The following is a 24,613-nucleotide window of genomic DNA, read 5'->3' as shown; positions in this document are numbered from 1 at the left end:
TTAATAATGGAAAAAACATGGCGCTGGTACGGACCAGATGACCCAGTATCATTAAGCGATATAAAACAGTCAGGTTCTACCGGAATTGTAACTGCTTTACATCATATTAAAAATGGGGATGTTTGGACTAAAAAAGAAATATTAATAAGAAAAAAACTTATTGAAATTGAGGGATTAACTTGGAATATTGTTGAAAGTGTTCCTGTCCATGAAGAAATAAAATTAGCGTCAGGTAATTATTTACAATATATAGAGAATTATAAACAAACAATTATTAACTTAGCTGAATGTGGTATTAATACTGTTTGTTATAATTTTATGCCTATTTTAGATTGGACTCGTACAGATCTAACTTATGAATTAGCTGACGGTTCTCGTACGTTACGATTCGATCAAATTGCATTTGCCGCTTTTGAATTGTTTATCTTAAAACGAAAAGGGGCAAAAGATGATTATACCGAGCAAGAGCATATAGAAGCTCTTACTTATTTTAATAATATGAACCAAGAAAATATAAACAAACTTGTTTCCAATATTATTGCAGGTCTACCTGGTGCTGAAGAAGGCTACACTCTAGAACAATTCAGACAACAGCTCGACCGATATGAAAATACAAATAAAGAAAAATTACGTGAAAATCTGGCTTTCTTTCTAAATGAGCTAACACCAATTTGCGAACAAGTTGGCATTAATATGGCTATCCATCCAGATGATCCACCACGTCCTATTTGTGGTCTACCACGCATAATGTCTACGATTGATGATATTGCATGGCTACGCGCTACTGTACCTAGTTCAACCAATGGATTAACTGTTTGTACTGGTTCTCTAGGTGTTAGCCCTGATAATGATCTTGTTGATATTATTAAGCAATATGGCAGTCACATCTACTTCTTACACCTACGTTCAACTCAAAGAGAACATAATAGTTCTAGTTTTCATGAAGCATCACATATCGACGGAGATATAGATATGTATGACATAATAAAAGCTATTTTAGAAGAAGAAAATATAAGAAAAAAAACAACCATATCATTCCAAATACCAATGAGACCAGACCATGGGCATCAAATTCTTGATGATTTAAAGAAAGAGATTAACCCTGGATATTCAGCTATTGGCCGCTTAAAAGGTCTAGCTGAAATTAGAGGCATGGAAATGGCAATTAAACGTGAGTTATCTCAACAAGGAAAGAGAGTAAATTATGAGTATTGATATATTTATTGTATTGGTCTATTTTGCCTTTTTAATGGGCATTGGTTGGATGTTCCGTGATGCTTCATCGTCAACAAGTGATTACTTTAGAGGTGGTGGTAAAATGCTATGGTGGATGGTAGGTTCCACCGCCTTCATGACAGCATTAAGTGCTATGACTTTTACTGGCGTTATGGGGAAAGCATTAACAGCTGGCCTATCTATTGTTGTTATCTTCTTTGCTAATGCACTTGGTTATTTTTGTAATTACTTATTTTTTGCAGCAAAAGCGCGACAAATGCGAGTGATCAGCCCTATTCAAGGGATAAGAATGCGCTTCGGTGCTGTCAGTGAGCAAGTGTTTACTTGGGCAACAGTTCCATCAAGTGTTTTACAAGCCTCTCTATGGCTTAACGGACTTGCAGTTTTTGCCAGTGCTGTATTTAATATTCCAATCAGCACAACCATAATTGCTGCTGGGTTAGTAGTACTATTAATGTCTTTAGTTGGTGGTAGCTGGGCAGTAGTTGCATCAGATTTCCTACAGATGATCATCATTACGGTTGTTACCTTTATCGCGACACTTGTTGCTATTTGGAAGTCAGGAGGGATTACACCAATTTTAGAGAAAGGGCTAACAGAACAACCATTTGTTGGTGATGGCTACTCATACAGTTACCTTTTTGTCGGTTGGTTTATTTGTATATTTGTTAAGCAATTTTTTAGTACCAATAACATGATTGACTCGTATCGTTACATTTCGGCAAAAGACACTAAAAATGCGCGTAAAGCAGCAATATTAGCCGCTTGCTTAATGTTTGTTGGTCCATTCATTTGGTTCCTACCCGCTTGGTATGTTGCAGGTAACTACCCAGATATCAGTACTTGGGGATTAGACGCTCTAGGTTCAAAAGCAAGTGATGCAACTTACTTTGTCTTTGTACGAAATGAAATGCCTCTGGGGATGATTGGGTTAATGATGTCAGCGATGTTTGCTGCAACGATGTCATCAATGGATTCAGCCTTAAACCGTAATGCTGGAATCTTCATTAAAAACGTATACGAACCACATATTAATAAAAATGCTTCAGAGAAAAGCCTCGTTCTTGCGAGTAAAATATCTACGATTGTTTTTGGACTAGTAATCATCGTTGCTGGTTTATTAATGAGTGAATTACAAGGGTTCGGATTATTTGATGCATTAATGCTTGTTAGTACATTAGTTGCATTCCCTGTACTAATCCCTTCTCTACTTTGTTTCTTTGTTCGTAAAACACCAGATTGGTCTGGTTGGGCAACAATTGCTGTAGGTGGTTGTGTTTCTGCTGTTATCGCTTTTGTTATAACTCCAGAAATGATTCAAAGTGTTTTAAATTTACCTCATCCACTCTCAGTTCGTGAGTTTGCTGAAATGAAGTCCATCACAATGGGTGTTGTTGGTCATATTGTTATTACTGGTGGTTTCTTCTTATCAACGCAACTCTTTTATAAAGAGCCAGTTGGTAAACGAGCAGAGGAAATTAACGAATTCTTTAATAATGTAAGTACTCCAGTAGAGTCAATACAAGATGAAGAAACCATTAAAATGGACAGTAAACAACAACGTTTACTGGGCCGAGTATTAGTAATGGCTGCAATTGCGTTATCTACACTAATATTTGTTCCTAACCCTCTATGGGGCCGCTTACTTTATGTATTAATGGCAGTGCTCGTTGGTTCTGTAGGATATTTATTATTAAGGGCATCAAAAAAAGGTCTACAAGAAAAAATAACATACGCAGCAATCAACGATTCAATATAATAATTAAAAAAACAAATAACACATTCACAATATAGTTATATCTAAATTTTACTATTTTACTATTTTACTATTTTACTATTTTACTATTTTACTATTTTTTAAATTTAGTAATTTAGTAATTTAGTAATTTAGTAATTAACTATTAGCATCTACTTAATTGGAGATATCATGTCAGTACAAGAAGAATTCGGAGGTGATCTTACCAACGAAGAATTTAAAAAATTCACTTTATATATGAATCAAAGTAATAATTTTGAAGATGATAATACTCGGGCCATTATTCTTGGTTTTCATAAAGAAAAAGTAAGGGTTGCTCCTGGCGCTATTGTTAGAATTAATGAAAATCAAATTGGTGAAAATTCTTATATCGGTTTATATAGCTATATCAATGGCGATGTAAATATTGGAAAAAATGTTCTTATTGGTCCTCATGTTTCGATTGTGGCATCTAATCATGTATTTAATCCACATACAGAAAGCTTCAGTAACCGTAGTGATCTTCAAAAAGGCAAAGTCATTATTAACGATGGTGCTTGGTTAACGTCAGGTGTTGTTGTCACACCCGGCATCACTATTGGTAAATGTGCCTTAGTATGCGCTAATTCAGTGGTGACACAGTCTGTTAACGATTACGCTATTGTTGCAGGAACACCTGCTAAACAAATCGGTGAAATAGAACCACGCACTGGTGTATATCATTGGTTTGGTAAGGAAGATTAGCATGTTAAGTTTTAAACGAAATCATGATTTTCAAGTATTCATGACTCCTGAACATAAGCAACCAACACAACAAAACCCACCAAATTTTAATTGGCCTAGCGCACTATATAATGAGAGTTTTACTTTAGAACTAAGTAGTAATAAAAAACTACCTCAATGGAGATGGGAAAATATAACCTCTCCTTTTACATTGCCTTTTCTATTGCCTCAAGGCGATTATCGTTGGCGTCTAATAAATACAAACAATGAAATCAGTAAATGGTTTAAGTTTGAAATCACAAAACAAACCCACAATTACCTAGCACCAACAGCGGAAGAGATTTTTAAGCTGTGTCAACATCATGAGCAGTTCTTAATGTACTTTAATGAAGACATTGAATCCGTTCGCATTGCCTCATGGGATGCTTTTCACAAACTAAAAAAAACAGCTGAATTAGTCAATATCGAAAACATTGCTTATCCAACCCACTATAGAAGAGGTAATGAAGAAGGAAAAAGAACAGCGATAGCGAATGTCAGAAATTGGATTGACAGAGACCTAATATCTCTTACTCAACTCTATAAAATTTGGAAAATAGAAACATACGGCCATCAAGCCGTTAATCTATTGCTACGACTTTCAGAATGGAGTCCAGAAGGACCAGCTTCATTACTAAGACCTTGCACATGGGGTGATGAAGTAGGGTTATCTTTAGCACGAAATATATACTTAGCTTATCATTGGTTATCACCTTTAATGACTAAAAGTGAAAAAGATTTTATACGTCCAATGTTGATTCGTATTGCTTATCAAATGGAAGAGCGATTAGAGCAAGATCAATTCAAACAATACCCAGGGCATTCTCATACCTCTCGTTTACCTGCTTATTTAGGGGTAGCCGCCCTTGTATTACATAAAGAATTTAATCAAACAGTGTGCGAACGTTGGTTAGACTATTCATTAATGATTTACCAAAACGTACTGCCATTTTATGGTGGTAATGATGGGAGTTGGGCCGAGGGTCCTTTCTATTCCTCTTCATACACAAAATGGCAGCACCCGTTTTTTCTTTCTATTGAGCGTATCAGTGGGTTCTCATTTTATAATCATCCTTTTTATAAAAATTACCATAAGTTTGCTATGGATTTTGTGGCAACTGAAAACAGTACGCACCCTTTTGGGGATGGGTTTTGGTGTAAAAGAGAAGGTAAAGAATGGCCAGGATTTTTTGCACAAAATCCATTACGTATTTATGCGGAAAGGTTTGGAGACCAATCTTCTATTGATATGTGTAAAAAACTGGAATCTCAAATAAATACGTATGAACTTCATTTACTTGATATCATTCCGACAATCAAACAAATTGAATTTTCTATTCGTCCTATTTTTAAAGATCCAGTAAAAATATCAGACTTTAAATATTACGATTTTGCCGGTTTAGGTAAAGCAAGAATTGACACTACAGAACTATATTTTAGAGCCAGTAAATTTGGCAATAGCTCACATCGCCATGCTGACCAAGGGAATATTGCCCTAATAGATAATACAAAGAATGTAATAATCCCTAGTGGCAGTTATGGATATCGTTTTGGCAGTAATCATCACAACGAATGGACAAGAACCACCAAAGCTCACAACCTTCCACTTATTGGAGGGTTAGGGCAAATTCTTGATGACGAATCAGCGACAGGTCGACTATTAAAACAACAGTCAGGTGAGCATTGGTATCTCTCTCAGATAGACTTGAGTAAATCATATCGCAATGTGAAACAATTTATTCGTACCATAGTCATGGTTGATAATTGTGGTCTTCTTATTATTGATAACGTTAGCTTAAACACAGAAAAATCAATTCAGTGGCGATTGCATTCTGAATTAACCGCTAGCATTAGCAATAACAACATAACATTACAAAGTGACAATCACAGTTATACTGTTGAAATTATGGGACAAAAAAACATAACACCAACAATTGCTCATGGTTATAACTTAGAGAAATCACCTAATGATTTAATTATCTCAGACGTAAACGAAGATATTTATCATTTAGAGTGGCAACTGCCATCACAGCATAAGCACTTTATCGTCGCGAGCTGTACCAAAAATGCGATTTCCTATTTAGTAAAAGAAGACAATAATATTGAAATAACCATAAATGATGATGTGATATACATCGATACTGAAAATAAGAAATAATCGTTTACTTAAAATAAAAGCGCCTAAAATATGAATATTTAGGCGCTTTACAAATTTAATAATTATCTCTTAGGCAGTAACTTCTTATAAAAACCCGTTACAAACATGGTTCCAGTCACCACTAAAATAGTACCTATAATGGCATTTATTCCGACAGTTTCCCCTAAGAATAAGTAGCCCCATAAAATCCCAAAAACAGGAATAATAAAAGTAACAGTTAAGGCTGAAGAAGCGCCAAGCTCTTTAATCAGTCTAAAATACAACAAGTACGCTAAACCCGTACACACAGCACCAAGGGCAAATACAGCGAAAACAATATCTACACTCACCACTTCTCTTACTGGCATAAAAGGAACAAGCGGTAACACCAAGATAACAGAAGCCCACATACTACCGTGTGCGTTATTAAACGGCTCAACGCTTGGTGCATTTTTGGCATAATTAGTTGCAACACCATAGCTAAATGCGCCCATTAAGGCTGCAATCATCGGGATAATGGCTTCATCACCAACATTAATCGCCTCCCATCCAACCAGAACACTAACCCCGATCATACCTAGAACCAAACCAAACACGACCTCTTTGGTTAACCAAGTTCGAGTCCATACCGCCCCAATAATCGCACCCCAAATTGGAGCGGTAGAGTTAAGAATAGCTAAAGTAGATACATTTAAGATTTGTGCTGAATAAGCAAATAATAAGAAAGGTAATGCTGAATTAAACAACCCCAAAATAAGGAAGTGTTTAATATTTGACATAAAGTGTAGGGATTTTTTCAGAAAGAAGGAAACAACAAGTAGAGTCAATGCGGCGAAAGCAACCCGTGTCTCAATTAATACCGCAGGCCCTAACGGGTTTGCTGCAATTCTAACAAATAAAAATGAACCGCCCCACAACGCAGCTAAGGTAAATAAACTTAATATATTAATCATCCATGATCCCAAACGGTGGGTAATTTTTTAGTGTGGTTGATAATGACAAATTACTCAACCACATAAACTAAAAAATGCTTTCTAACGCTCGCCTTGCACTTCAAAGTCATCAGAAATTAAACGCGCTTTACCATCGTCTTGAATTGTCCAATGTTCACGGTGTACAACACCAAATGCTTTGTTCATCGTCCAATTCGCCGTTAATAGATAGCCATCTTCACCGATTGGCTCCCATTTAACCTCTGTATAATCAACATCAGCAAAACCTTGATCCATAATGTTTTGCCAAAATGCTTGGATCTCTTCACGGCCTGTAAATATACCAAATGGGCGCGCTTCGATCACCGTACCTTCAGCGTATTGTGCTGCACAACCTGCTGCATTTTGAGAATTAAACGCCTGTTGCCATGCTGAAATACCGACTTTGCATGCTGCTAGAATTTGTTCTTGAGCCATGATTGTTTCTCCTAATGTTTGTATGAAGTGAACTATACGTGCATTATTAAGATTGAAAAACAAACCAATAAGAAATCACTGTTTAATAAAATAGAACAATAGGATATAAAAGAGCATGAATAAACTGAAACAAATGACCCTTTTTATGACAATTGTTGAAACAGGATCAATCACTAAAGCGGCTGAGAAATTAGAACTGTCTAAGTCTGTTATTAGCCAACACTTAAAACAACTAGAGCATGAACTTGCTATTCCATTGCTCAAACGTACGACAAGAAAACAATCACTCACCGCCTCTGGAGAGCATTTCTATCTACAATGCTGTGAGATGTACAAATTAGCAGAAAAGGCATGGAGTGATATCTTACATCAGCAAGAATCGCCTCAAGGGAGATTGTCTGTCACCGCTCCGCACGCCTTAATGAACAGCATTATCATACCGGCTCTTAGCTCCGTATTTAACGCGCACAAAGACGTGGAACTAAACTTAATTGCGCATGATGGACAGCTTGATTTGATGCAAGAAGAAATCGACCTAGCTATCCGTGTTGGTGAATCAAAATTAAGTAACCTAAAGCAAAAGCGTATTGGAACCATACAAGACGTATTGTGTATCGCCAAAGACTATCCAGAATTTACTATTGATAGCATTGAAGCTTTGCCTTATGTAGCAAACCACTGGCAATCAAAGCAAATTTCGCATCAGCTAGTAAATATAACAACAAAAAACGCCCGCGTTATAAACTTTATCGCAGCGCATCAAGTCAACACGGTTCAAAATAGTTTAGCGTTAATAAAAAATGGGTTCGGAATTGGGCTTCTTCCTGAGTTTATCTATTTGCAACATCAAGATGAGTTAAAAGAAGTATTACCTACTTATGAAATGAAAGCGTCTAATGTCTATGTGCTTCATCCCTTTCATGGCCAAGTTCCGATTAGTGTAAGAATGGCAATTGATGTCATTGAAAGGGCATTAGCCTAGTTATCGACCTATACACTTCATTTTATTCATTGAATCATCCGTTGTCTCAATATTTAGCAAAGCACCAACCAAAGAAAAAGGTATTATGTACGGATACATTTATTACCTATTAACCCCTTCTATTCAAAGGAAAAAAATTATGAAAATTCGTTTTTATCTTCTTGCAGCACTCGCTATGACGTCACTTTTTGGCTGCGCAGAAGGCGAACAATCTCTAAAAGTAACCGCAAGCGCATACACATCAAGTGTTGGTGAAACCGATGACACACCAAATCTTGCAGCTTGGGGCGATACATTAAAACCAGGCATGAAATCAATTGCGGTATCAAGAGATCTTATCGATATGGGTCTTACTCATAATCAAGAAGTAACAATCGAAGGACTTGATGGCACCTATCTAGTACTAGATAAAATGAATAAGCGCTGGAAAAAGAAGATTGATATTTACATGGGTGAAGATGTTAAGAAAGCAAGACAATGGGGTAAAAAAGAAGTCGTTATCCATTGGACTGTAGAAGAAGAAAAGAAGTAGGCACTTAATAACGATCACTTCAACACTTTCAATTAAAGTGGCCTCGTAATGAAGCCACTTTTTTTGTATCTAAATATAGCGATCCTAACTGCCGATCACACCACCATTATCTTTAGTCACCATCACAATGGTTGAGCGTGGTTTGCTATCTCCTCCTTGAGGGAAGTGTCCAGATGGATGCTGCACACCAACAAACATGGTTTTTTGATCTTCAGAAAAAGTGAGTCCGGTAATTTCACAGCCAATTGGCCCAGTTAAGAAACGACGCACTTCGCCTGTTTTAGGATCACCACACAACATTTGATTATTACCCTGTCCTGCAAAGTCTCCTTTGTTTGAGTAATTACCATCGGTTTGAATCCATAGACGTCCTGCTTTATCAAAACCAATACCATCAGGGCTATTAAACATATTGTCTTTATTGATGTTGTCACTGCCAGCGTACAAATTGCCTTTATGAACCGTTGGGTTCCCTGCTATTAAGTACAAATCCCATTGGAATGTATCACTCACATGATTTGCATTAGTGGGTGCCCAACGCACAATTTGACCATAATGGTTTTCAGCTCGTGGATTAACGCCATCGACATCTTGGCCTTCTTTTACTCCACGATATTTATTATTCGTTAATGTACAGAAAACGTGTTTTTTATCTGGATGAATGGCAACCCATTCAGGCCTGTCCATTGTGGTTGCGCCCACTTGTGTTGCTGCTCGACGAGCAAAAATCATCACTTCAGCTTGGCTATTAAATCCGTTTTCTTTGGTTAAACCATTCTTACCATAAGTGAGTTCTAGCCACTGGCCATCGCCTTCTAACTTATCGTCTTTCATTGCAAATTTAGCAACGTACAAGGTGCCTTCTTCAAGAAGGTTACGATTGGCTGCGTTATTACCTTCTTGATATTTATCTTTTGATACGAATTTATACAAATGCTCGCCACGTTCATCATCACCAAGATACACCACGACATGACCATCATCATTCACCACTAATGCGGCATTTTCGTGTTTAAATCGACCTAGCGCAGTTCGTTTTAATGGCGTTGATGTTGGATCATTCGGATCAATTTCAACCACCCAACCAAAACGATTTGGTTCATTCGGATTTTTAGCAACATCAAAACGATCATCAAAATTATGCCATTGATATTTACTTTGCTCAGCTTCAATGCCATAGCGCTTATCATCAGCAGTTAATGCAGCTTTCGTTTCTGAACCAAAAAAGTCATTGAAGTTTTCTTCACAAGTTAAATAAGTGCCCCACGGCGTTTCGCCATTCGCGCAGTTATTGAATGTTCCTAATACTTTCTTACCTGTTGGATCTGCCTTGGTTTTCAATAAATCATGGCCTGCTGCTGAGCCTGTTACTAACATCTCTGTATTTGCGGTAATACGGCGGTTTGCTTTACCTGTTGGATCCATCGTCCATTGACCGTTCTTTCTTACGATTTCAACAATGGTAATCCCTACTGCGGCTTGGGCTTTGGCAACATCATCTGCCGTCATCGCTTTGCCTTGATGTGCAAACAAGTACTCATAATTGGTGTATTCATTATTGACTGCAAGAATGGCGCGATCTTTTGATAAAGGGAATACACTCATACCATCGGTATTATCACCAAATTGCAGTGCTTGTGCTTTTGAGCCTTGCTTACCGTTAGGGTTAAATTGAGGTGCGTTAGCAAAGATTGGATCCCCCCACGACATCAACGTACTAGAGCTATAACCTTTAGGAAGAAGAATAGAATCACTGGTAGAAGTGGTAATTGCCTCAAAATTTAATAATGAATTATCCATGCTACCTGCGATGGCTTTCGCTACTGGATTTAACGCTAAAAAAGCGCCTGCACCTGCCGCCGCGGTTCCCATTAAAAAACCTCGACGAGATAAACGTGCATTAACCATGTTGCTAAAATCTGATTCTTTCTCTACAAAATTGCTCATCATACTTCCCTTTTGAAATCGTTATTTTTATAAATTCGTTTTATATAATCAGGAGTAGCCTAAAGGGGATTTATTACAGTTTCGTGGAAGATTTGTGGCGATTTTATTGCGTTTAATTAAATTAGAATCGAGGTCTTAATCGCATAATAAAAAAACCTTAATCCATAATATTATTAATATCGTTCTCTATTAGCTCTTTCTCTGGTATAAACTTTGCGCATAAATCAACATCAAATTAGATAAAAAACCGTTTGCAAGGAACAATAATGCGTAAGAAAACGACGATACTTTTAGTCACTGGATTATTATTTGCTCTTAATGGTTGTGCAGAACTTAAAGATGCAGGTAGAACTATTGGCCATACTACGCGTGACGTTACCAAATCCATTGGCCATGCTTCACGTGATGCTGCTAAATCGGTAAAAAAAGAATACGACAAGGGAGAATGGTCTGAATAAGTTCTTCTTTCGATGTATCAATAACACAGCCTAATAATGAGGTTTTCATATTCATGTTTGGGCTGATAATCCTCATTCCCTCTTTTTTCTCACCTTATTTTCAGTCACTCGACACTCAAACAATTACACCTCATATATTTATAACTCAAACATTAAATTTATTAACAAATAAATTAACAAGTCAAAAACAAGTCATAACATATTGATTTTAAATAAATTAAAAGAAGTAATAATAAAAACTCACAATAAAGCCAACAAATAATAGTTTGTACTCTAACTAAATATCTGTCATTTTATAATTAATTGAACGTTCAATAAAAAATAAAAGGACAGCAAATGCCCAAGGTAGGGATGCCTGACATACGAAAACCACAACTCGTCAAAGCGACAATGACCGTTATTGGTCGTGTCGGTCTACACGCCGCTAGCATTGCTTTAATTAGCAAAGAAGCGGGGGTATCTACAGGGATCATTAATCACTACTTTGGCGGCAAGCATGGTCTTTTAGAAGAAACCATGCGTGAAATTCTTCGCCAACTGTCTAATACCATCACGACTCAACTGAAAAGCTTACCTGTTGACGCTCACCAACAACGTATCACCGCCATTGTTAATGGTAATTTCGAGGGCTATCAAGCAGAAAATGAAGTCGCGAAAACGTGGCTCGCGTTCTGGTCTTACTCGATGCACGACGCTCAATTAAAGCGTCTACAGCGTGTAAATGAAAAACGATTGCTGTCTCATTTGAAAATTGAATTAAAAGAAATGTTTAATAATCAACAAGCTGACCTCGTTGCTCACGGGATAGCATCGTTAATTGATGGTATATGGCTAAGAGGTACATTGAACCCTGAAGGCATTGACGCAAATAAAGCCCGTACCGTCATCAACGATTACATTGAAAAACAACTCTCATTTTATTCAAAAAATAAAAACCACTCATAATAATTATTAAGTCAGAGATTAAAATGGAAATGAATTCGTTATACATCGACGGTCAGTCTATTCAGGCAACGTCTGGAGAAAGCTTCACTAGCATTAATCCTGCTAATGGCGAACCCATTGCACAACTAGGCCAAGCCTCTCAATCTGATCTTGAACTTGCCGTTGAATCAGCAAAGCGAGGTTTTGCTATATGGTCTGCAATGTCACCAATTGAACGCAGCCGTATTCTTCTCAATGCGGTAAAAATACTTAGAGAACGAAACAATGACCTTGCAATGCTTGAGGTTATGGATACCGGTAAACCGCTTCAAGAAGCATTAGAAGTTGATGTAGCCTCTGGTGCCGATGTCATTGAATACTTCGCAGGGTTAGTTCCTGCAATGCAGGGTGACCAACAACCACTGGGTGAAAGCCAATTTTTTTACACTCGTCGTGAGCCACTTGGTATTTGTGCAGGCATCGGTGCGTGGAACTACCCTATCCAAATCGCTATGTGGAAATCAGCACCTGCATTGGCTGCGGGTAATGCGATGATCTTCAAACCATCAGAAGAAACGCCCTTAACGGCATTGAAACTGGCTGAAATATTTACTGAGGCGGGATTGCCAGATGGCGTGTTTAACGTCGTTCAGGGGGATTATCGTGTTGGTCAAATGCTGACTGCACATCCTGATATCGCAAAAGTGTCTTTCACTGGTGAAACAGGAACAGGCAAAGCAGTCATGGCTGACAGTGCAAAAACACTAAAATCAGTCACGATGGAGTTAGGTGGGAAATCACCAATGGTCGTCTTTGATGACGCAAAGTTGGATGATGCCGTATCCGCTGCGATGGTGGCAAACTTTTATACTCAAGGCGAAGTGTGCACCAATGGCACTCGTGTTTTTGTTCATGAAAGCCTTTATGACGATTTCATTAGCCAGCTTAAAGTTCGTACTGAAAAACTGATTGTCGGTGACCCAATGGACATCGAAACCCAAGTCGGTGCGCTCATTTCAAAAGCACATTTAGCAAAAGTATTAGAGGCCATTGAGCAAGCCAAACAGTCAGGTGCAACCCTGCTTACTGGCGGCTATCAAGTGACCGACAAAGGATTAGAAAACGGTAACTTTGTGGTTCCTACTGTCTTTGTAAATTGCGAAGACGATATGCCACACGTTCAACAAGAAATCTTTGGCCCTGTTATGTCTGTCCTTAAATTCACAGACGAAGACGAGGTTATTCGCCGCGCAAACGACACTAAATATGGGCTTGCTGCCGGTATTTTTACTCAAAACTTATCACGAGCTCACCGAGTTATTCATCAAATGCAAGCGGGTATTTGTTGGGTAAATACGTGGGGAGACTCTCCTGCAGAAATGCCAGTAGGCGGTTATAAACATTCAGGTGTTGGACGTGAAAACGGCCCTGAAACGCTACTGCATTACACGCAAACCAAAAGCATATTAATAGAGCTTAGTGATTTCGCTAGCCCTTACGCTTAATTTACCCTTCCAATAAAAACGTCTAGCCCTATGCGCTAGACGCCACGGAGAATACAGACATGGAACAACGCTACGATTATATTATCGTCGGCGCGGGTTCGGCCGGCTGTGTGTTAGCAGATAGACTAACCGAAAGCGGTCAACACAGCGTTTTATTATTAGAAGCCGGTGGTACGGATAAGAGTATTTTTATCCAAATGCCTACTGCTCTTTCTTATCCTATGAATTCTGAAAAGTACGCATGGCAGTTCGAGACTCAACAAGAATCCGGACTCGATGGACGTCAATTGCACTGCCCTCGCGGTAAAGTACTTGGTGGAAGCTCGTCGATCAACGGCATGGTTTATGTTCGTGGACACGCGTGTGATTATGACGAATGGGAAGAGAATGGCGCGACAGGCTGGAACTACCAAGCCTGCTTACCTTACTTTCGTAAAGCAGAAACATGGAGCAAAGGTGCTGATCAATATCGCGGAGGCGAAGGCCCTTTAGGTACGTGTAATGGCAATGACATGACACTTAACCCTCTATATCAAGCCTTCATCAATGCAGGTAAAGACGCGGGATACCCAGAAACATCAGACTACAACGGGTATCAACAAGAAGGTTTTGGTCCAATGCACATGACGGTAGATAAAGGCGTTAGAGCATCTACCTCAAACGCGTATCTTCGTCGTGCTTTAAAGCGTCCTAACTTAACGCTAATGAAAGGAATTATCGCAAGAAAAATCCGACTTGAAGACAAGAAAGCCGTTGGTATTGAGTTTGAAAAATCAGGAAAAATTATCAATGTGCATGCGAATAAAGAAGTCATTTCAAGTGCAGGTTCAATTGGCTCAGTTCAATTACTTCAACTGTCAGGCATAGGTCCAAAAACCGTCTTAGAAAACGCAGGCGTAGAGGTAAAACATCAACTCTCTGGTGTTGGTGAGAACCTGCAAGATCACCTTGAGATTTACTTTCAATATCATTGTAACGAACCTATTACGCTTAACAGTAAACTGGGCTTGGTAAGTAAAGGCTTAATAGGCACAGAATGGATACTAACTCGCAAAGGGTTAGGCGCAACAAACCACTTTGAATCGTGTGCTTTTATTCGCTCTCGTAAAGGTTTGAAATGGCCAAACCTTCAATATCATTTCTTACCTGCAGCGATGCGTTATGACGGACAAGCCGCGTTTGATGGTCATGGATTTCAAGTTCATGTTGGTCCAAATAAACCAGAAAGCCGCGGAACAGTATCAATAACCTCAGCGGATCCTCACGCAAAACCAAAGATCGTTTTTAACTATATTTCGACTGAACGAGATCGCCAAGATTGGCGCGATTGTATCCGCCTTACTCGTGAAATTTTATCCCAACCATCAATGGATTCATTCCGTGGTGATGAAATACAACCGGGTATCGAAATCACGTCTGATGAGGCAATTGATGAATGGGTTAAACAAAATGTAGAAAGTGCTTACCACCCTTCTTGTGGTTGCAAAATGGGTAAAGAAGAGGACCCAATGGCCGTACTTGACGAAGAGTGCCGTGTGCGTGGGATTGAAAATTTACGCGTGGTCGATTCTTCTGTGTTCCCAACGATTCCAAACGGAAACTTAAATGCTCCCACCATAATGGTTGCAGAACGTGCCGCCGATTTCATTCTTGACAACCCTATGCTCACAGGGGAGCACGCCCCCGTTTGGATAGCACCAGAATGGGAAGAGAAACAACGAATAAACGCACCAATAAGAGAAGCAAACACGCTTTCTTAAATAATAAGAAACACAAAAAATACAGTCAGCAGCGCCGTTATACCCAATGGCGAAAGGAATCATTACAAGGAATTATTATGTCACTTACAAAAAAGACACTTGCCACATTAGCGATCAGCTCATTCGCTTTTAACGTGTATGCCAATCAATGTGAAACCGTACGTTTTGCAGATGTCGGTTGGACAGACATCACCGCAACAACCGCAGTAACCTCTGAACTACTTAAAGGCATGGGCTATAAAACCAAAACCGATCTTCTTTCTGTTCCCGTCACTTACTCTTCAATGGCGAATGGCGACATTGATGTCTTCTTAGGTAACTGGATGCCAACGATGGAAGGGGATATCGCTAAATACCGTGAAGCGGGCACAGTAGAAACCGTTCGTGCCAATTTAGAAGGCGCTAAATACACACTTGCCGTACCAAAATATGTGTACGATGCAGGTGTTACAAGCTTTGCAGATATAGCAAAAAATGCCGACAAATTCAAAGACCGCATCTACGGAATCGAACCGGGTAACGATGGTAACCGTATCATTCAATCCATGATTGATACTGACGCGTTTGGTCTTAAAGACTTCAGTGTTGTTGAATCAAGTGAAGCCGGAATGGTTTCTCAAGTATCACGCGCCGTTCGTCGCAGTCAATGGATAGTGTATTTAGGCTGGGCTCCACACCCAATGAACAGCAATGTTGAAATGGAATATCTATCAGGTGGCGATGACTTCTTTGGTGCTAACTATGGCGGTGCAAGCGTTTATACCAACGTTCGCTCTAACTACCTTTCTGAATGTAAAAATGTTGGTCAGCTACTGCAAAATCTAGAGTTTAGTCTTGAGATGGAGAATGAACTGATGGAAAACATTCTAAATCAAAAAATGACGCCAGAAAAAGCAGCTCAACAGTGGTTAAACAAAAATCCACAACAAGTAAAAGCATGGCTTGATAATGTGAAATCACTGCAAGGTGACGCCGCAAATAAATCAGTTACTGAATACCTAAAACAAGTTAAAGCTTAATCAATAATGGTGGGTTTCGGCCCACCAGTCATTTAAGGAAATATTGTGAATTTTATTACTGAGCACAAAATCCCTGTTGGGCAATGGATGGAAACAGGCGTTGACTGGTTAACTATCAATGCCGCTGGTTTTTTTGATGCCATTTCATTTTTTCTAGAAACTATTATCCTATTTTTAGTCGATGTCTTTAAATGGATGCCTCCTGCGCTTCCTATTCTTATGACTGCTGCTATTGCGTGGTATTTACATAGAAAACCATCATTAGTGATTTTTGTCGTCGCTGCATTATTGACGATTTTAAACCTCGGTTATTGGCAAGAAATGCTGGAAACCTTTGTCCTTGTTTTTGCAGCGACAACGATTTCCGTATTAATTGGCGTACCGATTGGGATCATGGCTGCACACCGACCTTGGCTCTATACCGTGTTAAGACCAATCCTTGATTTAATGCAAACTGTACCCACTTTTGTCTACTTAATTCCAACTCTCGTTTTATTCGGTTTAGGTATTGTTCCTGGGTTAATCTCAACCATTATTTTTGCCATTGCTGCTCCTATTCGTCTTACGTACCTTGGTGTCACAAAAGTGCCGGGAGAGTTAATTGAAGCAGGCAAAGCGTTTGGTGCAAGCCGCATGAAGTTATTACTCAAAGTAGAATTACCTGCGGCACTTCCAAGCATTATGGCCGGCATCACCCAATGTATAATGTTGTCGTTATCAATGGTGGTTATTGCCGCACTTGTTGGTGCTGATGGCTTGGGTAAACCGGTGGTTCGAGCGCTTAATACCGTGAATATCTCACAAGGTTTTGAAGCAGGATTAGCCATTGTTCTTGTCGCTATTATTCTTGACCGCTTATGTAAAGCACCAAATCAGAAGGAAGTATAATCATGGATGCCATTACTATAAAAAACCTCGATGTGGTGTTTGGAAAAAAACCAAAGCAAGCATTAGCATTGCTTGACCAAGGTAAAACTCGTCAAGAAATCATCGATGAAACGGGGCACGTTGTTGGCGTAGATAACGTCTCTCTTTCAGTTAAAGAAGGCGAAATTTGCGTTCTAATGGGTTTATCTGGTTCAGGTAAATCAAGTCTGCTTCGCGCCGTTAACGGATTAAACGAAGTAAGTCGTGGTGAGCTAATGATTAAGAATGGCGACAAACTTGTTGATGTCGCTCAGTGTGATGAAGAAACTTTACGCCATTTACGTACACAGCGAGTCTCGATGGTTTTCCAGAACTTTGCGTTAATGCCATGGCTTACCGTGCTAGATAACGTTGCTTTTGGTTTAGAAATGCAAGGCATCGCAAAAAACGAACGCCGAGCAAGAGCCCGTGAACAAATTGAAATGGTTGGCCTTTCTGATTGGGAAACGAAATACCCTCATGAGCTTTCAGGCGGCATGCAGCAACGTGTCGGTTTAGCTCGTGCATTTACGATGGATACGGACATTCTATTAATGGATGAACCCTTCTCGGCTCTTGATCCTCTTATTCGATCTCAGCTTCAAGATGAACTCCTTTTATTGCAAACCAAACTGAATAAAACCATTTTGTTTGTTAGCCATGATTTAGATGAAGCGTTAAAAATTGGCAATAACATTACGATCATGGAATCGGGTAAATTAATTCAGCACGGCAAACCAGAAAACATCGTGCTTCACCCGAAAACAGAATACGTGAAAGATTTTGTGGCTCACACAAATCCATTAAATGTATTAAAAGGCCGTTCATTAATGCAGCCTCTAGATTCACTTAAGCAAGAAAATGACTGTTGGAAGATTTGTGATGTTAAAAATCTTTGGGTAAATCAACACCAAGGTAAATTGAACATTGAAGGTCAGCCAACGCTCACTTTAATTGAATGGGATGAATCAACGACAGATCTGTCTCTAATCAATCATTCAACACTGGTTATCGCAAGCCCAGAAATTGGCATGCGTGATGCGATAAAACTAAAACAACGAAGTAATCACCCAATTTTACTGGTTGAGCATAATCAATTAGTCGGAATTTTAGATAACAGCGAATTCTATAATGCGCTTATTGGTGACTTTACATTACACAGCGCCGCGTAATACCGAAGTAAAGGGTGGGAATTCTCACCTTTTATTTTTTGAACCTTAGAAACACCTAAATAATACGACCTCCCCCTGAATATCTTCCATAAATACACTATCTTAAAATAGCGACATCTTGTTGTTAGGCCTCAATTGAGAGAAAAAACAACAATGGATGAGCAAGCAATACGAGAAAAGATTGAGAATAGTACGAACATCAGTACAATGCGGAAATCAACAACGTTGTAAACCATTCAATTTTACATTTATACAAAGGCTGTTACGTGGATAAACATGAAGAAGTTTTGGTCGCTATTCGTCAGATAATTCGAGCTATCGATTTACAATCGAAAAAACTGAGTAAAGAATATGGATTAACCGGTCCTCAACTTATTTTAATGCGTGCGATTCAAAGCATGCATAATGTAACGATCAAAGAACTGTCAAAACATACGAACGTAAGCCAAGCAACCACCACGACTATTATCGATCGCTTAGAGCATAATGGTTACGTTCAACGCATCCGTAGCGAATCTGACAGACGAAAAGTTCATGCAAATTTGACTGAAAAAGGGGAAGAGTTACTTAGTAAAGCCCCACTCTCTTTACAAGATAACTTTGTGAACAAGTTCCATAATTTAGAATCATGGGAACAAAGTCTTATACTGTCTTCGATGCAGCGTGTATCTTCAATGATGAACGCAGAAGACATTGATGCAGCCCCTGTATTACAACTTGAAAGTATTGCAAAGATCTAACGTTCTCATTCCGATTATCGAGATAACGTTCAGTTAAAATAAAAAAGCCTCTAATTAAAGAGGCTTTTTATTTGCGTAGAAAATAGTTATATAAACCATTTCCACCAAACAAAAATAGCTAAGAACCCAAACAAATAAATGAGGCCAGCAATCGACAACGCTTTCAATTTTGGTCCCATTTTCAACTCATCTGGCAATTCTGTTTTTGTTACTAAGATGTAGTTAAGCACGGCAAAAACAGGGGTCGTAATAAAGGCCATGATCATCGCGAAATTTAACATTCCCATCAATGATGAAATGAACATTGTGACAATCAACATCGCTATTACAGAAACAATCATAACCCACCAGTTATAATGCTTTGGCTGATCTAACGGTTTATTTTGCAACAACAATTGCGCTTCTGACACCGCTCGAGAATAGCCATCAATAACCGTAATAGTACTGCCAAAAATACAGAAAAAAGCAATTACAGCAATCAAATAACGCGACCATTCACCAATCGTTGCCGCATAAATACCGACTAACTGATGAGAAAACCCAATCCCTGACGCTTTAAATTCAATGCCTGAACCGTATAGCACTAATGCGCCTAATGATAAGAAAACAACCGCTAATAACGCCGTACCAATATAACCGACATTAAAATCAAATAAAGCCGATTGTGCCGTCACTTCTTGAGTTTGGCATTGACGCTTTAACCACATAGACGTGATGCTTGAGATTTCAATCGGAGCTGGCATCCACCCCATGGTAATCACTAAAAAACCAATCGACGCAATTGACCATACTGATGGCCCTTCGTAATCTACCGGAGCGACTGAACCATTAGAAAAAGCCACACTAAGAGCAATAACGGTCGTAAAGGTTAAAATAACCATGATGATCTTTGACAGCAAATCAAGAGCTTTAAAGTGCCCAGCAAACAGTATCGTCATGCAGGTAACAAGTACAATTCCAGACAGTACATTCAATGACAAATCAAAAGGTAAAAAATACCCTAATAAACTGGCACTAAACAACAATAACGCAGCGGTATTTATCACCGCAGAAATAGCACTTAGCACTAAAAACACCCACAAATAACCACGACCTAATTTGTGATATCCCTGAATAATACTGTCACCCGTACCAACGGTGTACTGAACTGCTGCTCTAAAAAATGGGTATTTCAATAAATTGACAGCAAGAATGAGAAACAATAATTCCCATCCATAAATAGCACCCGCTTTCGTTGATGCCACTAAATGTGACCCACCAACCGCAGCAGCAGCCATCATGATCCCTGGCCCTAATGATCTAAATAAATCTTTCATTGCTAACTTTGGCTTCATGCCATCTTGAGTGTAAGACTGTTCCATATATGTTATTCTTTTCCCACTTATCCCTGATGTTAATGCATTCCTTAAATGAATAAATTCCATTTACATTTAAGCTAACAATTAAATTACATAAAGGGATCACTTAAATCAATTTAAAAAATGAATAAATACGCTCTATTTAAGATAATAAGAAAAATATCAATAATGGTACTTATCGAATCTCTCTGCCATAAATACATTCACCAAAAAAATAACAAACACAGAAACATTCGTGACTATTCAATTTTTTACTAAACATCTAAAATACAGTGGTAATGTTATAAAACAGAAAAGGATGTGAGTTTACACAACTGTAATTTATTTGATTGTGTGTAAAATAAACATTCACTTAAGGATGGTACGAAAACAAACTATGGATAACTTCATCACTCAACTGCTGTTTTCAGCGTCAATTACAGGCCCTATTTGCCTGATGCTATTTTTGGGCGTTATCCTTAAGCGTATTCGCTTAATTAACGATAATTTTATTGAAGTAGCCTCTAAGTTAGTCTTTCAAGTCACTTTACCCGCGATGTTGTTTTTAAGTATTGTGAATGCCGACCATGATTTCTCATCCAGTAGCCGCTTAATCATTTATGGGCTTATCGCAAATTTCGGATTCTTCTTATTCACCACGTTCTCAACTAAACTTGCTTTTAAAAATAAACAAGATCACGGCGTCATAATTCAAGGTGGGTTCCGTGCAAATACAGCCATTATTGCACTTGCTTATGTTGCTAACGCCTATGGCGAGTCAGGCATTGCACTAGCGGCTATTTATGTCGCAAGCACAACTGTACTTTATAATATTCAAGCTGTTATCGCTTTAACGCCAAAAGAAGAACACAATGAAAAACAAGCGTTTGGGGTGATAATTAAAACACTCACTAAAAATCCGTTAATTATTGCAATTCTATTGGGCGTTGTGTGTTCATTTCTATCTGTTCCCATTCCAGACATGGTGACGCAAGCTGGACAATACTTTGCCAATATGACGTTACCACTTGCGTTGCTTTGTGCTGGGGGCTCACTAGATCTGAATTCAATGAAGCAAGACAAAGGACCAACATGGTTTGCAACGAGCTATAAATTGATATTAAGTCCATTATTTATAACCATTGGTGGAATATTGTTAGGCTTTAGAGGGCTCGATTTAGGGTTATTATTCTTTATGAGTGCAGCACCTACTGCCGCAGCAAGTTATGTGATGGCAAGAGCGATGGGAGGTAATGCTATTCTCGCAGCAAATATCATTGCTCAGACTACTGTAGCTTCATTGGTTACTTGTACTTTGGGGATATTTATTTTGTCTTCATTTAGTTTAATTTAATTTTTATACCTAAGTGTTGGAAATTAAAATATTCATATCCTATAAATATATAGATACCTTTGCTAAACAAACGATATTACCCAGAGAGTCCGCTCTCTGGGATTTTTTCCTGCCGATTACAAGACGTAACGTACACCAAACGTGAAGGCTATATCTGTCGAGTTATCCATATTCACCGCATTCTCTATTACAGAAAATTCAAACGCTGCTTTTTCTAAAAGATAGCGATAACCAAGAACAAATTCATTTGAAGGTTCAGAGTAATCTTCACCATCATCAATAGAACCTTCATAAATATGATAAGACGTCACAATATGGTGAGACGGAGTAATCGCATAACCATAGCCAGCAGAAAAAGCAAAAGTACTGTTGTTATAAGGGATATTATCCACTGCACCATTATCTCTAAACGTCACACCTACCGTCGAAAATAACGCGTGTTTCTCATAACTAAAACTATAATTCGCCTGTAGTCCTTGTTCAAAACTGTCTCGTTTAAATGAACCACTGTTTACATGATTAAAATATAAACTAGCCCCTAAACTAACGGCATTATGCTGATTGGAAAAAACTTGATATTCAAGGTAACTGTGCAATGCACTTGATAACGTTTCCCCCTCAAAATCATCAATTTCAACCCCATATTTAGGGACTGATATATTAAACTGATTATTATCTACTTCATCTCGTCCATTTTGACCAATACCAAAAAAATCATGAAAGCCATGAACAAACGAATCTAATCCATTATTACCGGCATAACTGTATTGATATTTAAGTTCTGCTTTAAGCTTTGATGTCACTTGCCATTGAGCCCCAGTAATGACCTGATTCTGATAATAATCCATATTAAAGCTTTCAGAATGAGCCCACACACTGGCAATCGTTCCAGTAGCAAACAATTCAACATTGCCTTCTTGCGTTGCAAAGGCGGAACGTAACTCTGTTGATAACGTATTAGAATGAATAGGAGCTTGAGCATAAATTTTCATTGGCGTAACCGCTGTATCTGCATTTGCCAAAGAAGAAGATAAACCAATAAGAATCGTTGGTACTAAAATGGGGATTATCAATTTTCTCGTAGGCATCATAATTTCACATAATTAACGGCTACCAATTATATTGATAACAAAAAAGGGGGAGAGTTTCATAATATAAAGACCATTATCCCTTCGTTATATCTCCGTCCCAAATGAGTTACCCATACGATGTGATGCAGATCAAATTAAGGGAATATATAATAATGGTAAAGATAGATAGCAGCATTAGATACATATTAAATACAAATAGATAAGCAAAATATCATTCAAACGCATTACAGGAAGATTAACATTGTCGCTGTAACCACTCTTTAAATACGTTTATTTTTTCATGAGCTAACCCATTCTTTTTCCACACAATGTAATACGCTAATTCAATTTTACAATTTAACTTAGGAAAAGGTTGCACCAAACGCCCACTATCTAAATCGCTTTGCACTAACACACTTCGTCCCAGAGCCACACCTTGTCCACTTATTGCCGCTTGAATAACAGAGGCTGAATTATTTATCTTCAATCCTTTTTTTGCATTTACATTGTAAATTCCATGTTGCTCAAACCAGCTTTCCCATGTAGGGAAACCGCTTTCTTTAGGTAGAGACAAATCATGTAATAAAGGAAAATCAGCAAGAGATTGAATATTTTTCAAACCGTTATTAACTATTTCAGGTGAACAGACGGGAAAAATAGATTCAGTCATTAATAACGAAGTCTCGAATCCCAATATCAATGCTTTCGGCAAGATAATCTACCGTTCTAATATTGGTATCTAATCTCAGATCCCACTCTGGATGTGATGTTTGAAAATCATCAATTCGCATTAATAACCATTTAGCGGCAAATGCAGGGCTTACCGCCACCGTTAAAATAGGGCTTATTTCTATCGGCTTTAATAAGGTGACGCCTTGCGATAAGTGTTCAAACCCTCGAGTAATTTCAAGCAAACCTTGCAATGCTTCTTTAGTTAACACCAAGCGGGTTAATCCTGATGAACGCCGCTCAAATAAAGAAACACCTAACCACTCTTTTAAAAAAGAAAACGTTCAATTAGAAAAATGGCAAGAAAACAGTGCTATCAAACTTAAAAATACAGGTGGGATAGAAACTCTTGTGGTTGATGGCAACTTCATTCACAACGGCATAAATTATGAAAAGTTCGATTGGCTACGTTTACCTATTGGCGAAACAGTGGATTATCAGGCTCTGCAAGCAGCCGTGTGGGCCCGCTAGTGGAAATACACGATGCCAGTGCATTTGATGGGACAGGCGCCTTATTCGGCTTTGTAGGCTTTGATTCGATAACTCGAGAAAACGCAGGAAGTACAGTTATTAAGCAGGCCGCTATAGAGCAACTAACTCGGATCTTTGGCGCCCAAGCCAGTAGCCCTACTGATGTAAAATTCGTCGATTGGAGCCAAGAAAAATATACGGCAACACAAGACGACCGCCAAGCACCGACATCTCATCCTCATTATGGATTACCGTCATCAGCAAAAAAACTGCATCAATTAAATTGGTATTTTGCAGGGACAGAATCGGCAGAGGATAATGGTGGTTACCTAGAAGGGGCAGATTTAGTATTAGCACAACTCGATTTAAGCGAATAATAAAAAAGCCAAGCAATTAATTTAGCTTGGCTTTGTGCATTTCAATGTTCT

General features: G+C 38.5%; 21 protein-coding genes and 1 pseudogene. 16 read left to right on the top strand and 6 right to left on the bottom strand.

The genetic code is table 11. From position 1 onward, the window contains the following. The first annotated feature begins 6 nt into the window (after positions 1-6). The 4 genes from uxuA (at position 7) to A6E03_RS04755 (ending at position 5,891) form a co-directional block, all read left to right on the top strand. Positions 7-1,215, top strand: coding sequence for a mannonate dehydratase (gene uxuA, locus A6E03_RS04770; protein ID WP_065591999.1), 1,209 nt, complete (start codon positions 7-9; stop codon positions 1,213-1,215). Then, positions 1,205-2,995, top strand: coding sequence for a transporter (locus A6E03_RS04765; RefSeq protein ID WP_065592000.1), 1,791 nt, complete (start codon positions 1,205-1,207; stop codon positions 2,993-2,995). The genes uxuA and A6E03_RS04765 overlap by 11 nt, the downstream gene beginning before the upstream one ends. Before the next feature lie 168 nt (positions 2,996-3,163). Next, positions 3,164-3,715, top strand: coding sequence for an acyltransferase (locus tag A6E03_RS04760; protein WP_065592001.1), 552 nt, complete (start codon positions 3,164-3,166; stop codon positions 3,713-3,715). Position 3,716: 1 nt separating this feature from the next. Beyond that, on the top strand, positions 3,717-5,891 hold the full coding sequence (locus tag A6E03_RS04755; protein WP_065592002.1) for a heparinase II/III family protein: 2,175 nt from the start codon (positions 3,717-3,719) through the stop codon (positions 5,889-5,891). Positions 5,892-5,953: 62 nt separating this feature from the next. On the opposite strand, the gene A6E03_RS04750 is transcribed toward A6E03_RS04755, so the two are convergent. Beyond that, positions 5,954-6,823 (bottom strand): DMT family transporter, encoded by an 870-nt coding sequence (locus A6E03_RS04750; RefSeq protein WP_065592003.1) that lies wholly within the window; start codon positions 6,821-6,823, stop codon positions 5,954-5,956. Positions 6,824-6,904: 81 nt separating this feature from the next. Next, the gene (locus A6E03_RS04745; RefSeq protein WP_065600272.1) at positions 6,905-7,279 is read right to left on the bottom strand and encodes a nuclear transport factor 2 family protein; all 375 of its coding nucleotides are present in this window, start codon (positions 7,277-7,279) and stop codon (positions 6,905-6,907) included. 115 nt (positions 7,280-7,394) lie between these two features. Between A6E03_RS04745 and A6E03_RS04740 the strand changes: the two genes are divergently transcribed. Both A6E03_RS04740 and A6E03_RS04735 read left to right on the top strand, forming a co-directional pair. Further along, on the top strand, positions 7,395-8,261 hold the full coding sequence (locus tag A6E03_RS04740) for a LysR family transcriptional regulator (protein ID WP_065600271.1): 867 nt from the start codon (positions 7,395-7,397) through the stop codon (positions 8,259-8,261). Between the two features lie 139 nt (positions 8,262-8,400). Continuing rightward, positions 8,401-8,793: a 3D domain-containing protein gene (locus A6E03_RS04735; protein ID WP_065592006.1), complete on the top strand. Its 393-nt coding sequence runs from the start codon at positions 8,401-8,403 to the stop codon at positions 8,791-8,793. Between the two features lie 84 nt (positions 8,794-8,877). Here A6E03_RS04735 and A6E03_RS04730 read toward each other — a convergent pair whose 3' ends face one another. Then, on the bottom strand, positions 8,878-10,740 hold the full coding sequence (locus tag A6E03_RS04730) for a PhoX family phosphatase (RefSeq protein WP_065592007.1): 1,863 nt from the start codon (positions 10,738-10,740) through the stop codon (positions 8,878-8,880). A 266-nt stretch (positions 10,741-11,006) separates the two neighbouring features. On the opposite strand from A6E03_RS04730, the gene A6E03_RS04725 reads away from it, so the two are divergent. The 8 genes from A6E03_RS04725 (at position 11,007) to A6E03_RS04690 (ending at position 19,224) form a co-directional block, all read left to right on the top strand. Then, positions 11,007-11,198: a hypothetical protein gene (locus A6E03_RS04725; protein ID WP_065592008.1), complete on the top strand. Its 192-nt coding sequence runs from the start codon at positions 11,007-11,009 to the stop codon at positions 11,196-11,198. Positions 11,199-11,534: 336 nt separating this feature from the next. Continuing rightward, the gene (gene betI / locus A6E03_RS04720) at positions 11,535-12,143 is read left to right on the top strand and encodes a transcriptional regulator BetI (RefSeq protein WP_065592009.1); all 609 of its coding nucleotides are present in this window, start codon (positions 11,535-11,537) and stop codon (positions 12,141-12,143) included. Positions 12,144-12,166: 23 nt separating this feature from the next. After that, positions 12,167-13,627 carry a betaine-aldehyde dehydrogenase gene (betB, locus tag A6E03_RS04715; RefSeq protein WP_065600270.1) on the top strand — a complete coding sequence of 487 codons (1,461 nt, stop codon included), beginning with the start codon at positions 12,167-12,169 and terminating at the stop codon, positions 13,625-13,627. Positions 13,628-13,686: 59 nt separating this feature from the next. After that, a complete protein-coding gene (gene betA, locus A6E03_RS04710; RefSeq protein WP_065600269.1) occupies positions 13,687-15,387 on the top strand; it encodes a choline dehydrogenase in 1,701 nt (566 codons plus the stop codon). Positions 15,388-15,464: 77 nt separating this feature from the next. Next, positions 15,465-16,406, top strand: coding sequence for a choline ABC transporter substrate-binding protein (locus tag A6E03_RS04705; RefSeq protein ID WP_065600268.1), 942 nt, complete (start codon positions 15,465-15,467; stop codon positions 16,404-16,406). A 45-nt stretch (positions 16,407-16,451) separates the two neighbouring features. Continuing rightward, a complete protein-coding gene (gene choW / locus A6E03_RS04700) occupies positions 16,452-17,294 on the top strand; it encodes a choline ABC transporter permease subunit (RefSeq protein ID WP_065592013.1) in 843 nt (280 codons plus the stop codon). A 2-nt stretch (positions 17,295-17,296) separates the two neighbouring features. Beyond that, positions 17,297-18,484, top strand: a complete 1,188-nt coding sequence (choV, locus tag A6E03_RS04695; protein WP_065600267.1) for a choline ABC transporter ATP-binding protein — start codon at positions 17,297-17,299, stop codon at positions 18,482-18,484. Between the two features lie 266 nt (positions 18,485-18,750). Continuing rightward, the gene (locus tag A6E03_RS04690) at positions 18,751-19,224 is read left to right on the top strand and encodes a MarR family winged helix-turn-helix transcriptional regulator (RefSeq protein WP_023602810.1); all 474 of its coding nucleotides are present in this window, start codon (positions 18,751-18,753) and stop codon (positions 19,222-19,224) included. 86 nt (positions 19,225-19,310) lie between these two features. Here the strand turns inward: A6E03_RS04690 and A6E03_RS04685 are convergent, their stop codons facing one another. After that, positions 19,311-20,585: an NRAMP family divalent metal transporter gene (locus A6E03_RS04685; RefSeq protein ID WP_065600266.1), complete on the bottom strand. Its 1,275-nt coding sequence runs from the start codon at positions 20,583-20,585 to the stop codon at positions 19,311-19,313. 373 nt (positions 20,586-20,958) lie between these two features. On the opposite strand from A6E03_RS04685, the gene A6E03_RS04680 reads away from it, so the two are divergent. Further along, a complete protein-coding gene (locus A6E03_RS04680) occupies positions 20,959-21,915 on the top strand; it encodes an AEC family transporter (protein ID WP_065592016.1) in 957 nt (318 codons plus the stop codon). 116 nt (positions 21,916-22,031) lie between these two features. On the opposite strand, the gene A6E03_RS04675 is transcribed toward A6E03_RS04680, so the two are convergent. Beyond that, positions 22,032-22,988, bottom strand: a complete 957-nt coding sequence (locus A6E03_RS04675; protein WP_255310582.1) for a DUF3187 family protein — start codon at positions 22,986-22,988, stop codon at positions 22,032-22,034. 253 nt (positions 22,989-23,241) lie between these two features. After that, positions 23,242-23,776, bottom strand: a pseudogene (locus A6E03_RS04670) (LysR substrate-binding domain-containing protein). 339 nt (positions 23,777-24,115) lie between these two features. On the opposite strand from A6E03_RS04670, the gene A6E03_RS04665 reads away from it, so the two are divergent. After that, complete coding sequence (locus A6E03_RS04665) at positions 24,116-24,562, top strand: FAD-dependent oxidoreductase (protein WP_065600265.1); 447 nt, start codon at positions 24,116-24,118, stop codon at positions 24,560-24,562. Positions 24,563-24,613 lie beyond the last annotated feature (51 nt).

It is taken from the genome of Aliivibrio sp. 1S128 (assembly GCF_001691065.1).
GTDB lineage: Bacteria > Pseudomonadota > Gammaproteobacteria > Enterobacterales > Vibrionaceae > Aliivibrio.
This window is presented reverse-complemented; position numbering and strand designations above follow the sequence as displayed.

Excerpts from the sequence above, each read along its gene's own strand:
- uxuA (WP_065591999.1), top strand. The coding sequence starts at position 7 with ATGGAAAAAACATGGCGCTGGTACGGACCAGATGACCCAGTATCATTA.
- A6E03_RS04765 (WP_065592000.1), top strand. The coding sequence starts at position 1,205 with ATGAGTATTGATATATTTATTGTATTGGTCTATTTTGCCTTTTTAATG.
- A6E03_RS04760 (WP_065592001.1), top strand. The coding sequence starts at position 3,164 with ATGTCAGTACAAGAAGAATTCGGAGGTGATCTTACCAACGAAGAATTT.
- A6E03_RS04755 (WP_065592002.1), top strand. The coding sequence starts at position 3,717 with ATGTTAAGTTTTAAACGAAATCATGATTTTCAAGTATTCATGACTCCT.
- A6E03_RS04750 (WP_065592003.1), bottom strand. The coding sequence starts at position 6,823 with ATGATTAATATATTAAGTTTATTTACCTTAGCTGCGTTGTGGGGCGGT.
- A6E03_RS04745 (WP_065600272.1), bottom strand. The coding sequence starts at position 7,279 with ATGGCTCAAGAACAAATTCTAGCAGCATGCAAAGTCGGTATTTCAGCA.
- A6E03_RS04740 (WP_065600271.1), top strand. The coding sequence starts at position 7,395 with ATGAATAAACTGAAACAAATGACCCTTTTTATGACAATTGTTGAAACA.
- A6E03_RS04735 (WP_065592006.1), top strand. The coding sequence starts at position 8,401 with ATGAAAATTCGTTTTTATCTTCTTGCAGCACTCGCTATGACGTCACTT.
- A6E03_RS04730 (WP_065592007.1), bottom strand. The coding sequence starts at position 10,740 with ATGAGCAATTTTGTAGAGAAAGAATCAGATTTTAGCAACATGGTTAAT.
- A6E03_RS04725 (WP_065592008.1), top strand. The coding sequence starts at position 11,007 with ATGCGTAAGAAAACGACGATACTTTTAGTCACTGGATTATTATTTGCT.
- betI (WP_065592009.1), top strand. The coding sequence starts at position 11,535 with ATGCCCAAGGTAGGGATGCCTGACATACGAAAACCACAACTCGTCAAA.
- betB (WP_065600270.1), top strand. The coding sequence starts at position 12,167 with ATGGAAATGAATTCGTTATACATCGACGGTCAGTCTATTCAGGCAACG.
- betA (WP_065600269.1), top strand. The coding sequence starts at position 13,687 with ATGGAACAACGCTACGATTATATTATCGTCGGCGCGGGTTCGGCCGGC.
- A6E03_RS04705 (WP_065600268.1), top strand. The coding sequence starts at position 15,465 with ATGTCACTTACAAAAAAGACACTTGCCACATTAGCGATCAGCTCATTC.
- choV (WP_065600267.1), top strand. The coding sequence starts at position 17,297 with ATGGATGCCATTACTATAAAAAACCTCGATGTGGTGTTTGGAAAAAAA.
- A6E03_RS04685 (WP_065600266.1), bottom strand. The coding sequence starts at position 20,585 with ATGGAACAGTCTTACACTCAAGATGGCATGAAGCCAAAGTTAGCAATG.
- A6E03_RS04680 (WP_065592016.1), top strand. The coding sequence starts at position 20,959 with ATGGATAACTTCATCACTCAACTGCTGTTTTCAGCGTCAATTACAGGC.